This window comes from Streptomyces sp. NPDC104581, from assembly GCF_055583685.1.
Map to the genome: position 1 here is coordinate 91,022 of NZ_JBVJNN010000019.1, position 13,041 is coordinate 104,062.

Below are 13,041 nucleotides of genomic sequence, written 5' to 3' on the forward strand. Positions count from 1 at the left end.
TGTCCCACCCCTTGGTCAAGCCGAGTTGAGGCACCTTCGGGGCTGATTTCCGACTGCTCAGTACGGAGGGAATGTCCCGTCACCGTAGGTGACAGGTTCAACCTCTGGCGCATTCGCACGAGTTCCGGGCAGCCACTTGTATCCCTCCTGCCACTCGCGCACCAGAACATCGGCGAAGGGACGCGAGGGATCGGCCGCGAAATGGCGCGTCTCCGCCCGCGTCCAGCCGTCCCAGAAGGCCGACAGCTCCGGGCCGTCGCGCTCGCGGCCCCGCCGCCAGGACTCCTCGGCGCCCCGGTCCATCCACAGCAGCCTCGCCAGCCACGGCCGTACGGCGGCCCGGCCCGCGCCCACCCCCTCGACCAGGACGACCGGCGCGGGAGGCAGCGGCAGGGGCGCACGGAAGCGCCGCTGCGTCCAGTCGTACGGCGCGTACCGCGCGGTCGCGCCCCGCGAGAGCGGGCCGAGCACGTCGTCGGTGAGCCGCCGCGTCCAGTCGAAGAACGCGTCGTGCGTGGCCAGGTCGTCCAGGCGCAGGACGGGCGCGCCGCCGAGCGCGGCGGCGAGCCGCCCGGCGAAGGTGCTCTTGCCGGAACCGGCGTGCCCGTCGACCGCGACCAGCCGGACCTGGCCGCAGGACGGCGGCAGTGCGCGCAGGGTCGTCGCGGCTTCGGTGAGGTCGTCCACCCGGTCAGCCTATGCGCGGACGGGTGGGACGCGGCGTGCTCCCGCGCGGGGGAGGGGTATCAGTGGTGGAGACCAATATTGGTCCGGCGACGCGGGACGAATCGCTGGCCGAAGCGGATCGGGAGCCGCGATAGTTGACGGACTGTCGTGCACATACCAGTGAAGTGACCAGTGACCCGGGGGTCCCATGAACAGCACAGCAGCATCCTGGAACAGCCCGGCGTCGCGCCGTACGGTGCTCGCCACCGCCCTCGCCGCGGCCGGCGCGGGCGCGCTCTCCGCCGCCACGCCCGCCCTGGCCGCCGCGCCCTCCGCACCGTCCGCCCGCTCCGGACCCGCGACCGCGCCCCACCGCGCGCCCACCGGAGTGGACAACCGGTTCTGGAGCTGTGCCGCCGACTGGCGCGGCGGCACGGCCGACGGCACGAAGGTCCTCTCCGGCGGTCGCTCCGGACTCGTCATCGGCGTACCGGCGGGCAGCACCGACTACACGGACCCGCACACCGGGGCGACCAGCACCTGGGAGTACGCCACCTGGACCTCGCCCGTCCATCGCTCCGGCGTCCCGGCCACCGAGGCGATCGCCTCCTGGAACGCCGAGACCCCCGCGGGCACCTGGATCCAGACCGAGCTGCGCGGCACCTACTCCGACGGCGGGGCGACCCCCTGGTACGTGATGGGCCGCTGGGCGTCCGGGGACGGCGACATCCGCCGTACGTCCGTCGACGACCAGACGGACGACCGCAGCAGCGTCTGGACCGACACCCTCGCCCTCGACGACCCGGCGAGCGGTCTGCGCCTCGTGTCGTACCAGCTCCGCCTCACGCTCCACCGCAAGCCGGGCACCACGCTCACACCCACGGTCCGGCGGGTGGGCGCGATGGCCTCGGACATCCCCGACCGGTTCACCGTCCCGGCCGCCGCGCACCAGGTGGCCCGCGAGCTGGCGGTGCCGCGCTACTCGCAGAACACGCACGTGGGCCAGTACCCGGAGTACGACAACGGCGGCGAGGCGTGGTGCAGCCCCACCTCGTCACAGATGATCATCGAGTACTGGGGCCGCAAGCCCACCCCCGCCGATCTGGCCTGGGTGAACCCGGACTTCGACGACCCGCAGGTCTGCCACGCGGCCCGGTTCACCTTCGACTACCAGTACGACGGCTGTGGCAACTGGCCCTTCAACGCGGCCTATGCGGCCGGGTACAAGGACATGAACGCGGTCGTCACCCGGCTCGGCTCGCTCACCGACGTCGAGCGGCTGATCCGCGCGGGCATCCCGGTCATCACCTCGCAGTCCTTCCTGGCGAGCGAGCTGACCGGGGCCGGCTACGGCACCTCCGGCCACCTGATGACCGTGATCGGCTTCACGACGGCCGGCGACGTGATCGCCAACGACCCCGCGTCACCGAGCAACGAGGCCGTGCGGCGGATCTACCGGCGCCGTGAGTGGGAGAACATCTGGCTGCGGACCAAGCGCTACAACGCCTCGGGCGCGGTCGTCTCCGGCACCGGCGGTGTCTGCTACCTCTACTGGCCCGTCGAGCCCACCTCGGCCCAGCGCAAGGCGCTGGAGGCCGTAGGAGTGCGCTGAGCCGTCTCCCGGCGCCGGGGGTCCTCCCCGGCGCCGCGGGCGGCCTCGGCCGCCGTCGGCGGGTCTGCCATACTGCGGATCTCCTGAGACGGCCGAGACCTGGGACGCGCGGATTTGAACAACAGGCAGCAGCGTGGCGAGAGCGAGCGGGCGCAGTTGCGCCGTTCCGAACTCATCGCCACCGGCCGGAAGTTGTTCGCCGACACGTCGTACGACGCCCTGTCGATGGACGACATCGCCCAGCACGCGGGTGTCGCCAAGGGGCTGATCTACTACTACTTCAAGAACAAGCGCGGCTACTACCTCGCCATCATCGAGGACTCGGTGATGGAGCTGGTCTCGCTCGCGGCGGGCGGCGCCGGTCTGCCGAGCACCCAGCGCGTCCAGCGCACGGTGGAGGCGTACCTCCGGTTCGCCGAGTTCAACGAGGCCGCCTACCGGACGATCATCACGGGCGGCGTCGGCTTCGACACCCAGGTGCAGGCGATCCGCGACGCGGTGCGTACGGGACTGGTCTCCACCGTCGCCGAGGGCGCCTACGGCCGCCAGGACATCCCGCCGATCGCCCGGCTCGCCCTGCTCGGCTGGCTCAGCAGCGTCGAGTGGCTGACGCTCGAATGGCTGGAGCACCGCGGCGAGCTGACCCGGGAGATCCCGCGCGATCTGCTGGTGCGGATGCTGCGTCACACGCTGAACACGATCGAGGAGTTCGCGCCGGAGTGCCCGGCGCCGCCGCCGGACCCGGACTTCCGCCCGTACACCGGCCGCTGACGGAACGTCAGGAAGCGCCCCGGACGCGCAAGCGCCGGACGGGCCCGCTGAGCCCGCCCGGCGCCGTCCGCCGAGGGATCGCGTGTCCCCGAGCGGCTAGTCGATCGCCTTGATCAGCTCACCGTCGGTCGTGTCGCCGCTGAGCTCCCAGAAGAAGGTGCCTCCCAGGCCCTGCTCGTTCTTGTAGTCCATCTTGGTGCCGATGGTGGCGGGGGTGTCGTAGCTCCACCAGTCGCTGCCGCAGTGCGCGTACGCCGTACCGGCCACGGTGCCGTTGGCCGGGCAGGTGTTCTTCAGGACCTTGTAGTCCTCGATGCCCGCCTCGTACGTGCCGGCCGCCGCGCCCGTCGCCGAACCGCCCGGCTCGGACTGGGTGACCCCGGTCCAGCCCCGGCCGTAGAAGCCGATGCCGAGCAGCAGCTTCTCCGCGGGAACTCCCTTGGCCTTCAGCTTGGTGATCGCCGCGTCGGAGTTGAAGCCCTCCTGCGGGATGCCGTCGTACGACGTGAGCGGCGAGTGCGGGGCCGTGGGGCCCTGCGCCGCGAACGCGCCGAAGAAGTCGTACGTCATCGGCAGGTACCAGTCCAGGTACTGGGCCGCCGTGCCGTAGTCGGTGGCGTCGATCTTGCCGCCCTCGGACCCGTCGGCGGTGATGGCCGCCGTGACCAGGCTGTCGCCGCCGAACTCCGTACGGAGCGCCGACGCCATGTTCGCGAACGCGTCGGGCCCGCTGGTGTCGCAGGTCAGACCACAGGCGTTCGGGTACTCCCAGTCGATGTCGATGCCGTCGAAGACATCGGCCCAGCGGGGGTCCTCGACCAGGTCGTGGCAGGACTTGGCGAACGCGGCCGGGTCCTTCGCCGCCTCACCGAAGCCGCCCGACCAGGACCAGCCGCCGAACGACCAGATCACCTTGAGGTCCGGGTGCATCTCCTTGAGCTTGCGGAGCTGGTTGAAGTTGCCCCGCAGCGGCTGGTCCCAGGCGTCGGCGACACCGTCGACGCTCTGGTCGGCGGTGTAGGCCTTCTCGTAGTCGGCGAAGGCGTCGCCGATCGTGCACTTGCCGCCCTGGACGTTGCCGAACGCGTAGTTGATGTGCGTCAGCTTGTCGGCGGACCCGGAGGTCTCGATGTTCTTGACGTGGTAATTGCGGTCGTAGACACCCCAGTTGGCGAAGTATCCGATGACCTTCTCACCGGCGGCTGTGGGGGCCGCCGCCGGGGCCTTCTCCTGGCCGGCGGCCGCGGTTCCGGCGCCGGCGAGCAGGGTGACGCCGAGAGCGGCGGTACACGCCGCGGCGACGAGCGCCCGGAAACGGGCGCGGGGACGGTGCGGTCTGAGCATGGTGTCTCCTCGTGGGGAGGGAGATCGACGCCCCTGCCGTCGACTTGGCATGGACGCGAAGAGTGTTCACCGGGACGTTAGAAGGACTAGACCAGTGGGTCAATGGTGCGGACCAAGTTCCGGCACACTCGGCGGAGCCCGGAGACCCCCCGGCAGCGGCCTGAGCGTCTGCCCGGCGGCTCCCCCGGCGGCGTGCGGACGGGACGGGCCCGGACCCCCGTGCGGGATCCGGCCGCCCGTGACTACTCCCCGCCGATCGGGCATACTCAACGCGCCACAGTCGCTGGTCAGCCCGCCCCGTGATCCGGGAAGGCAGCATCGGCTGGGTAGGTATCCGGTCCGGGGACACCCCCGGATCTCGACCGGCGGCGCCGCCACACCCTGCGTGCGCGACCGCCGTAGCGCCCCGAGAGGGAGGAGAGCGCCGCCATGCCCGACCGCGCCCCGCGTCCGGTGGACCGTCAGCTGCCCACCGAGGAGTCCAAGGACCTGCTCGCACTCGTACGCGACATCACCGAGCGGGAGATCGTCCCCGTGGCGGCCGAGCAGGAGGCGGCGGGACACTTCCCGCGGGAGACCTTCTCCCTCCTCTCCGAATCGGGCCTTCTCGGCCTCCCGTACGACTCCGAACACGGCGGCGGCGACCAGCCGTACGAGGTCTGGCTCCAAGTCCTCGAAGAGCTCGGCGCGGCCCGTCTCACCGTCGGCCTCGGCGTCAGCGTCCACTCCCTGTCCTGCCACGCGCTCGCCACGTACGGCACCGCCGACCAGCAGGCCACGTACCTCCCCGCCATGCTGGGCGGCGGTCTGCTCGGCGCGTACTGCCTCTCCGAGCCCGCCTCCGGCTCCGACGCCGCCTCCCTGAGCACGAAGGCCGTCAGGGACGGCGACGACTGGGTGATCACCGGCACCAAGGCATGGATCACCCACGGCGGTGTCGCGGACTTCTACACCGTGCTCGCGCGCACCGGGGGCGAGGGCGCCGGAGGCATCTCGGCCTTCCTGGTGCCCGGGGACGCCGAGGGCCTGACCGCCGCCGCGCCCGAGAAGAAGATGGGCATGAACGGCTCGCCCACCGCCCAGCTCCACTTCGACGGCGTCCGGCTCGGCGACGACCGGCGGATCGGGGACGAGGGACAGGGCTTCGCGATCGCGCTCTCCGCGCTCGACTCCGGACGGCTGGGGATCGCGGCCTGCGCCGTGGGTGTCGCCCAGGCGGCCCTCGACGAGGCGGTGGAGTACGCGACGGGGCGCCGCCAGTTCGGCCGCCCCATCGCCGACTTCCAGGGCCTGCGCTTCATGCTCGCCGACATGGCCACCCGTATCGAGGCGGGACGGGCCCTGTACCTCGCGGCGGCGCGGCTGCGCGACGCCGGCCTGCCGTTCTCCCGGCAGGCGGCGATGGCGAAGCTGTTCTGCACGGACACCGCGATGCAGGTGACCACGGACGCCGTCCAGGTGCTCGGCGGATACGGCTACACGGCCGACTTCCCCGCCGAGCGCTACATGCGCGAGGCGAAGGTGCTCCAGATCGTCGAAGGCACCAACCAGATCCAGCGCATGGTGATCGCGCGGCACCTCGCGGGGCCCGAGACCCGCTGAACACCCGCTCGCCGGACCGGGTCCGTCCGTCGGTCGTCACCAACCGGCGGACGGGCCAAGCGAATTGACGGGCGATCAGGTCGGGCGGTCAGCGATCGGCCGATTCCCGCCCGGACCTCATGTGATGGCGCGTCAGGCGGCGTGCCGCCGCAGATGCGGCAGCTTGAACGGGCGCGCCCCGCCCGCGTGGGAGAACGGCTGTGTCCGCCAGTCCAGCCCCTGGGGGAGCGTCAGCAGCAGTGCGGTGTCCTGCTCCTGGGCGTCGAGCGATTCGTCGGCCGGCCGGGCGTCCCGGGCCGGACGGCCCGTACCCGCGCACACGGTGAGCACGAACGGGGTCCACGGGCTGGGGCAGAGCGCGTGCTCCGGGAGGCGGTCCTCGTCCGCCAGCAGGGCGATCGGCTGCGAGCAGTCCGGGCACACGACCCGGTACATCTCGAAGGTGTCGCAGGAGTCGAGATCATCGGCCTCGACGGGTTCAACGGGCTCCGGTTCGATACGTCCGGCGCGCTTCAGGCTCTGCATGGAGACACTCCCCCTCGGGTGGGCCGAACGGCCACGTGCGGCCTCGACCACACCAAGCAATTCCCGTCGCGCGAGCCGGGTAACCGTGAGGTCTCGACGGACCCCGTGACATACCTGTGGTCTTCGTCACATGCCCGGCGCGCGTGACGATCGGGTACGCCCTCGGCTGTGCCGGAAGCCTCCTCGGGCAATAGGTTGATCCGCATGGAGGAGCTGGATCGTCAGATCGTGGAGTTGCTCGTCAAGGACGGGCGGATGAGCTACACCGACCTGGGCAAGGCCACGGGTCTGTCCACCTCGGCGGTGCATCAGCGGGTCCGCAGGCTGGAGCAGCGCGGAGTGGTACGGGGTTACGCCGCCGTCGTCGACCCGGAGGCCGTCGGCCTGCCCCTGACGGCCTTCATCTCGGTCAAACCCTTCGACCCCAGCGCGCCGGACGACATCGCGGAGCGGCTCGCCCCGATCCCCGAGATCGAGGCGTGCCACAGCGTGGCGGGCGAGGAGAACTACATCCTCAAGGTGCGGGTGGCCACCCCGCTGGAGCTGGAGCACCTGCTGACCCGTATCCGCACCCTGGCGGGTGTCTCCACCCGTACGACGGTCGTCCTGTCCACGCCGTACGAGGCACGGGGACCGCACTTCTAGGCGGCATTCCCCCGGGGCCCGGTCCGCCTCCGGGGGTTCCGGACCGATGCCCACCCCTGCGTGCAGCCGCCGTCCGGCGGGGCGGGAGACTGGGCGGCATGAACGATCGCGCCGCCCCCCGGACCCCGAGCGAACCCCGCACCGTGCTGCTGCGCGGTGGAGACGTCCACAGCCCCGCCGACCCCTTCGCCACCGCGATGGTCGTCGAGAGCGGCCATGTCGCCTGGGTCGGCTCCGAAGGCGCCGCGGACTCCTTCGCCTCCGGGGTCGACGAGACCGTGGACCTCGAAGGCGCCCTCGTCACCCCGGCGTTCACCGACGCGCACGTCCACACCACCGCCACCGGACTCGCCCTCACCGGACTCGACCTGTCCGGCGCCAGGACCCTCGGCGACGCGCTCGCCCTCGTCCGCGCCCACCGCGCCGCGCACCCCGGAGACCGGGTGCTCCTCGGGCACGGCTGGGACGCCGCGCGCTGGCCCGAGCGCCGGGCCCCCGCCCGAGCGGAACTGGACGAGGCGGCGGGCGGCAGGCCGCTCTATCTGACGCGGGTGGACGTCCACTCGGCCGTGGTCACCACCGCACTGCTCGACCTGGTGCCCGGCGTCCGCGATCTGGCCGGATTCCATCGGGACGCCCCGCTGACCGGCGACGCCCACCACGCCGTGCGCGCCGCCGCGCACGGAGCGGTGACCCCGGCGCAGCGCACCGAGGCGCAGCGCGTCGCACGCGCCCGCGCGGCATCGCTCGGTATCGGCACGCTCCACGAGTGCGCGGGCCCCGAGATCTCCGACGAGGACGACTTCACCGGGCTCCTGCGGCTCGCGGGCGAGGAACCGGGCCCACGCGTCCACGGCTACTGGGCCGAGCTGATCAGCGACGCCAAGGGCGCGGCGCGGATCCGTGGACTCGGCGCCGTCGGCGCGGCGGGCGACCTCTTCGTGGACGGCTCCCTCGGCTCGCACACCGCCTGGCTGAGCGAGCCGTACGCCGACGCGCCCCACACCGGCACCGCGCATCTCGACGCGGCCGGCATCGCCGCCCATGTCACCGCCTGCACCGAGGCCGGTCTCCAGGCGGGCTTCCACGCCATCGGGGACGCCGCGACCGCCGCCGTCGTCGCCGGGACGCGCGCTGCCGCCGAGACGCTCGGCCTCGCCCGGATCCGGGCCGCCCGCCACCGGGTCGAGCACGCCGAGATGCTCACCCCCGAGACCGTCGCCGCCTTCGCCGAACTCGGCCTCACCGCCGCCGTCCAGCCCGCCTTCGACGCGGCGTGGGGCGGTACGGCGGGCATGTACGCCGACCGGCTCGGTGAGGCGCGCGCCGGCACGCTCAACCCGTACGCGGCGCTCCTGCGCGCCGGTGTCCCGCTCGCCTTCGGCTCGGACAGCCCCGTCACCCCGCTCGACCCCTGGGACACGATCAGGGCCGCCGCCTTCCACCGCACCCCCGCCCACCGGATCTCGGTACGCGCCGGCTTCACCGCCCACACGCGCGGCGGCGGTCGCGCGGTCGGCCGGGACGACACGGGGGTGCTCGTCCCCGGTGCCCCCGCCGACTACGCGGTCTGGCGCACCGAGGAACTGATCGTCCAGGCCCCCGACGACCGGGTCTCCCGCTGGTCCACCGACCCGCGTTCGGGCACGCCGGGCCTGCCGGATCTGACGCCCGGCGTGGCTCTGCCCCGCTGTCTGCGGACCGTGGTGGGCGGACGTACGGTGTTCGTGCGACCGAACGAGTGATGTACCCGCGTTTCCGTACGGCCGACCGATGCCCGTCGGTCACTGTCGCGACCAGCGGATCTTCCCCGCTGACCTGCTGATACAGGTAATTTCCGCAGGTGGGAGGAGTGTTGACAGCACGCACTCACCGGCCGGTAGGTTCGGCCGGGTCCACCAAACGACGTCCGACCGGCAACTCCCACGCAGTCGTCGAACGCCGCTGGGTCATGGGGTGGCGTGCCGCACCGGCGCGCCACCGCTGGGAGCCAGGTTCAGCGCCCGCGCCTCGGGGGCGAGGGAAGGTTTCTGCCGGTCGGCGGGTGAGACCCGGGTAGGGCCCCGGCGTTCAGTAGACAACGGCTCTCGGTCGACCCGCAGCCGGCGGGTCCCAGGTCGGCCCGAAGGACGCCGGGACCCGATCCCCAGGCCCCGGATCCCTACCCGGATCCCCTGCCCGGCCGCCCGGACCGCCGGATTCCGGCCGCCCGTGCCCCGTCCCCTCCGACACCCCGCGACCGTGTGGACGGACACCCCCCGCGTGCTCGCTAAGGTGGTACTTCTGCGTACGGCGATTAAGGGGCAGTTGTGAACGACGGTGGTCAGAGGCAGTACGGCCCGCTCGGCGCAGCCTTGGTGATCATCCCGACCTTCAACGAGGCGGAGAACATCAAACGGACCGTCGGCCGCGTGCGCGCGGCGGTCCCGGAGGCCGACATCCTGGTGGCCGACGACAACAGCCCCGACGGCACCGGGAAGCTCGCCGACGAACTCGCCGCCGACGACGGCCAGGTCCACGTCCTGCACCGCAAGGGCAAGGAAGGGCTGGGCGCCGCCTATCTGGCGGGCTTCCACTGGGGCATGGAGCACGGCTACGGCGTGCTGGTCGAGATGGACGCCGACGGCTCCCACCAGCCCGAGGAACTGCCCCGTCTGCTGACCGCGCTCAAGGGCGCCGATCTGGTGCTCGGCTCGCGCTGGGTGCCCGGCGGGCGGGTGGTGAACTGGCCGCGGAGTCGGAAGATGATCTCCCGCGGCGGCAGCACCTACTCGCGGGCACTGCTCGGTCTGCCGCTGCGCGACATCACCGGCGGTTTCCGCGCCTTCCGTACGGAGACGCTCGACCGGCTCGGTCTGGAGGAGGTCGCCTCGCAGGGGTACTGCTTCCAGGTCGACCTCGCCCGCCGTGCCGTCGAGGCCGGCTGCCATGTCGTAGAGGTGCCGATCACCTTCGTCGACCGTGAGCTGGGCGATTCGAAGATGAGCCGGGACATCCTCGTGGAGGCGCTCTGGCGGGTCACCGCCTGGGGCGTCGGTACCCGGGCGAACCGGATGCTCGGCCGGAAGCCCCTCTGAATCCGGCCGCCCCTCGTACGACAACGCGAGCCGCCGCCAGGCACACTGGAGTCATGACGACCGGCGCACCGCCTCCCGCGGCCCCGAAGCGCTCGCGAGCGCGCAGAATTGTCCCCCTGGGCATCGCTCTCTGGCTGGTGCTCGAAATCTGGCTGCTGACCGTCGTGGCCGAGGCGACGAACGGGCTGACCGTACTGCTGCTGCTGATCGGCGCGGGCATCCTGGGCGCGGTGGTGGTGAAGCGGGCGGGCCGGCGGGCGTTCAAGAATCTCACCGAGACGCTCCAGCGGGCGCAGCGGCAGCAGGAGAACCCCGACGCGGGCAGCTCGGACGAGAGCGCCAACACCCGCTCCGGCAACGGCTTCCTGATGCTGGGCGGCCTGCTGATCATGCTGCCGGGGCTGATCTCCGACGCCGTCGGCCTGGTGCTGCTGCTGCCCCCGGTGCGCTCGCTGCTGAGCCGCAGGGCCGAGCGGTCCCTGGAGCGCCGGATGCGCGCCGCCGGGCCCGGAAGTCTCGGGGAGGCGTACCAGCAGGCCCAGCAGGCACGGATGTCCCGCCCGGACGGCAAGGTCGTGCAGGGCGAGGTCATCAGGCACGACGAGCCGCGCCCGCCGGGTGACTCGGGCCACGACGGGCCCCGGCCGCCCCTGACGCACTGAGGGCGTCCGCCCCCCGAGCCACCCGCCGGGGGCGGACACGGCGAGAAGCCGTGGGCCGCGACACGGAATGTGTCGCGGCCCACGGCTTCTCGCATGTGCTGTTGTGGCGGTACCGAGAGGGTCAGGCCGACTTTCGGCTGTCCCGCGGGTGCACCGCGATGTTCATGGCGCCGGAGCGCAGGACGGCCAGCCGTTCGGCCAGCACCTCCTCCAACTCCTCGCGTGTGCGTCGCTCCATGAGCATGTCCCAGTGCGTACGCGCAGGCTTGCCCTTCTTCTCCTCGGGACCATCCCCGTCCACCAGGAGTGCCTGGGCGCCACACGCCTTGCACTCCCACTCCGGCGGAATTTCCGCCTCTACCGAGAACGGCATCTCAAATCGATGGCCGTTCTGGCATGCGTACTCCACCGCCTGGCGCGGGGCCAGATCGATGCCGCGGTCCGTCTCGTAGCTGGTAACCACAAGTCGCGTGCCGCGGAGAGCTCGCTCACTCATGAATCGTGCCTCCCGGGCTTGTCGCCCACAGGACAGGTGTCGCTGTCGTCGTCATCCGGTCAACGTCCGGTCGGCGGTAAAGATTCCCGTTGCGGGTCATGCGTCGCCCGTCGTGCCGCCCCTTGTTTACCCACCAGTGCCCGGTTTGTCACATCTAGCGCTGGATGTCATCCCGTGTTTTCGCTTCTGTGACATGCGGTAACGGTCCGGCTGGCAGGCCAACGGCGTACACTACCGCGCTTTCACTTCAACGTCTAAATCCGCTCCGGCACGGGGTTTCCCGCCTCCGCCACGGCACGGCGTACGGGTACCCGCGCCAGCAGCGCGAAACCGATCACGAAGAAGACCACCAGGGAGAGAATCGCGTCCCGGTAGCTGCCGGTGACCTGATAGGCGAGGCCGAACACCAGGGGCCCCAGCCAGCTCAGCCCCCGGTCGCTCATCTCGTACGCGGCGAAGTACTCGGCCTCCTTGCCGCGCGGCACGAGATGCGAGAACAGCGAACGCGACAGCGCCTGGCTGCCGCCGAGGACCATGCCGATCGCCGCGGCGAGGGCGAAGAACCAGACCGGCTTCCCGGCGGGCAGGAAGTACCCGGCCGCCAGGATCGCCGTCCACACGGCCAGCGAGGCGAGAATCGTCCTTTTGGCCCCATGGGTCCGCGCCAGCCGTCCCATGCCGAGCGCGCCCGCCACCGCCAGGATCTGCACCAGCAGCACGGCCGTGATCAGGGTCGTCTGGTCGAGACCCAGCTCCTCGGAGCCGTAGATCGACGCCTGGGAGATCACCGTCTGCACGCCGTCGTTGTAGATCAGATACGCGAGCAGGAAGGAGAGCGTCAGGGGATGGCGGCGCATGTCGCGCAGGGTGGCCATCAGCTGGCGCCAGCCCGTACCGACCGCCCCCTCGCCCGCCTTGCCGCCGTCCCTCACCACCCGCCGGTCGCGCAGCCGGCTCAGCGGTACCAGCGTGAACGCGCCCCACCAGACACCGGCGGACGCCAGACAGATCCGTACGGCCGCCGACTCGGAGACGCCGAACGACTCGTGGCCGGTGTAGAGGATCAGGTTCAGTACGAGGACGAAGGCCCCCGAGGTGTAGCCGAACGCCCAGCCCCGCGAGGACACGGCGTCGCGCTCGTCGGGCGTGGCTATCTGGGGCAGGTAGGCGTTGTAGAGCGCCATGGACACCGCCAGCGAGGCGTTCGCCACGATCAGCAGGACGACACCCAGCGCGTAGCGGTCGCCCTCCAGGAAGAACATGCCCGCCGTCGCCCCGGCCCCGACGTACGCCGAGACGGCGAGCATCGGCTTCTTGCGCCCCGTCCGGTCCGCCACCGCGCCGGCCAGCGGCATCAGCAGCACGGCCAGCACGATCGACACGGACACCGCGTACGCGAAGACCGAACCGGCCCGCACCGGGATGCCCAGCGGATGGACGAAACCGTCCGCGTCGGCCGCGGCCTTCGCCACGGACGTCAGATACGGGCCGAGGAAGACGGTGACGACGCTCGTCGAGTAGACGGAACACGCGAAATCGTAGAAGTACCAGCCGCGCTGCTCACGTATGCGGCCCGTCTCGTCGTCGGTCAGGCCCGCGGTGTCGGCGGTCACCCCGCGCCCCCTCAATTCGCCCCCGGAG

At 71.7% G+C, this 13,041-nt stretch carries 12 protein-coding genes; 7 read left to right on the forward strand and 5 right to left on the reverse strand.

The genetic code is table 11. From position 1 onward, the window contains the following. Positions 1 to 57 precede the first annotated feature (57 nt). Positions 58 to 687 carry a hypothetical protein gene (locus tag ACZ61E_RS17850; protein ID WP_469700557.1) on the reverse strand — a complete coding sequence of 210 codons (630 nt, stop codon included), beginning with the start codon at positions 685 to 687 and terminating at the stop codon, positions 58 to 60. 187 nt (positions 688 to 874) lie between these two features. On the opposite strand from ACZ61E_RS17850, the gene ACZ61E_RS17855 reads away from it, so the two are divergent. Beyond that, positions 875 to 2,278, forward strand: coding sequence for a peptidase C39 family protein (locus tag ACZ61E_RS17855; protein WP_469700558.1), 1,404 nt, complete (start codon positions 875 to 877; stop codon positions 2,276 to 2,278). 114 nt (positions 2,279 to 2,392) lie between these two features. Next, positions 2,393 to 3,049: a TetR/AcrR family transcriptional regulator gene (locus ACZ61E_RS17860; RefSeq protein ID WP_469700559.1), complete on the forward strand. Its 657-nt coding sequence runs from the start codon at positions 2,393 to 2,395 to the stop codon at positions 3,047 to 3,049. A gap of 96 nt (positions 3,050 to 3,145) precedes the next feature. Here ACZ61E_RS17860 and ACZ61E_RS17865 read toward each other — a convergent pair whose 3' ends face one another. After that, a complete protein-coding gene (locus ACZ61E_RS17865) occupies positions 3,146 to 4,393 on the reverse strand; it encodes a glycoside hydrolase family 18 protein (protein ID WP_469700560.1) in 1,248 nt (415 codons plus the stop codon). A gap of 429 nt (positions 4,394 to 4,822) precedes the next feature. On the opposite strand from ACZ61E_RS17865, the gene ACZ61E_RS17870 reads away from it, so the two are divergent. After that, positions 4,823 to 5,995, forward strand: a complete 1,173-nt coding sequence (locus tag ACZ61E_RS17870; protein WP_469700561.1) for an acyl-CoA dehydrogenase family protein — start codon at positions 4,823 to 4,825, stop codon at positions 5,993 to 5,995. A 132-nt stretch (positions 5,996 to 6,127) separates the two neighbouring features. On the opposite strand, the gene ACZ61E_RS17875 is transcribed toward ACZ61E_RS17870, so the two are convergent. Further along, the gene (locus tag ACZ61E_RS17875; RefSeq protein WP_469700562.1) at positions 6,128 to 6,520 is read right to left on the reverse strand and encodes a hypothetical protein; all 393 of its coding nucleotides are present in this window, start codon (positions 6,518 to 6,520) and stop codon (positions 6,128 to 6,130) included. Positions 6,521 to 6,724: 204 nt separating this feature from the next. Between ACZ61E_RS17875 and ACZ61E_RS17880 the strand changes: the two genes are divergently transcribed. The 4 genes from ACZ61E_RS17880 to fxsA all read left to right on the forward strand — a co-directional run bounded on the left by ACZ61E_RS17880 (position 6,725) and on the right by fxsA (position 10,904). Then, complete coding sequence (locus ACZ61E_RS17880; protein ID WP_469700563.1) at positions 6,725 to 7,165, forward strand: Lrp/AsnC family transcriptional regulator; 441 nt, start codon at positions 6,725 to 6,727, stop codon at positions 7,163 to 7,165. A 98-nt stretch (positions 7,166 to 7,263) separates the two neighbouring features. Then, positions 7,264 to 8,910 (forward strand): amidohydrolase, encoded by a 1,647-nt coding sequence (locus ACZ61E_RS17885; RefSeq protein WP_469700564.1) that lies wholly within the window; start codon positions 7,264 to 7,266, stop codon positions 8,908 to 8,910. A 564-nt stretch (positions 8,911 to 9,474) separates the two neighbouring features. Then, positions 9,475 to 10,242 (forward strand): polyprenol monophosphomannose synthase, encoded by a 768-nt coding sequence (locus ACZ61E_RS17890; RefSeq protein ID WP_469700565.1) that lies wholly within the window; start codon positions 9,475 to 9,477, stop codon positions 10,240 to 10,242. Between the two features lie 53 nt (positions 10,243 to 10,295). Continuing rightward, complete coding sequence (gene fxsA, locus ACZ61E_RS17895; RefSeq protein WP_469700566.1) at positions 10,296 to 10,904, forward strand: FxsA family membrane protein; 609 nt, start codon at positions 10,296 to 10,298, stop codon at positions 10,902 to 10,904. Between the two features lie 121 nt (positions 10,905 to 11,025). On the opposite strand, the gene ACZ61E_RS17900 is transcribed toward fxsA, so the two are convergent. Continuing rightward, entirely contained in the window at positions 11,026 to 11,400 is a 375-nt protein-coding gene (locus ACZ61E_RS17900) for an RNA polymerase-binding protein RbpA (RefSeq protein WP_003959706.1), read from the reverse strand. Between the two features lie 254 nt (positions 11,401 to 11,654). Then, positions 11,655 to 13,013, reverse strand: a complete 1,359-nt coding sequence (locus tag ACZ61E_RS17905) for an MFS transporter (protein WP_469700567.1) — start codon at positions 13,011 to 13,013, stop codon at positions 11,655 to 11,657. Positions 13,014 to 13,041 lie beyond the last annotated feature (28 nt).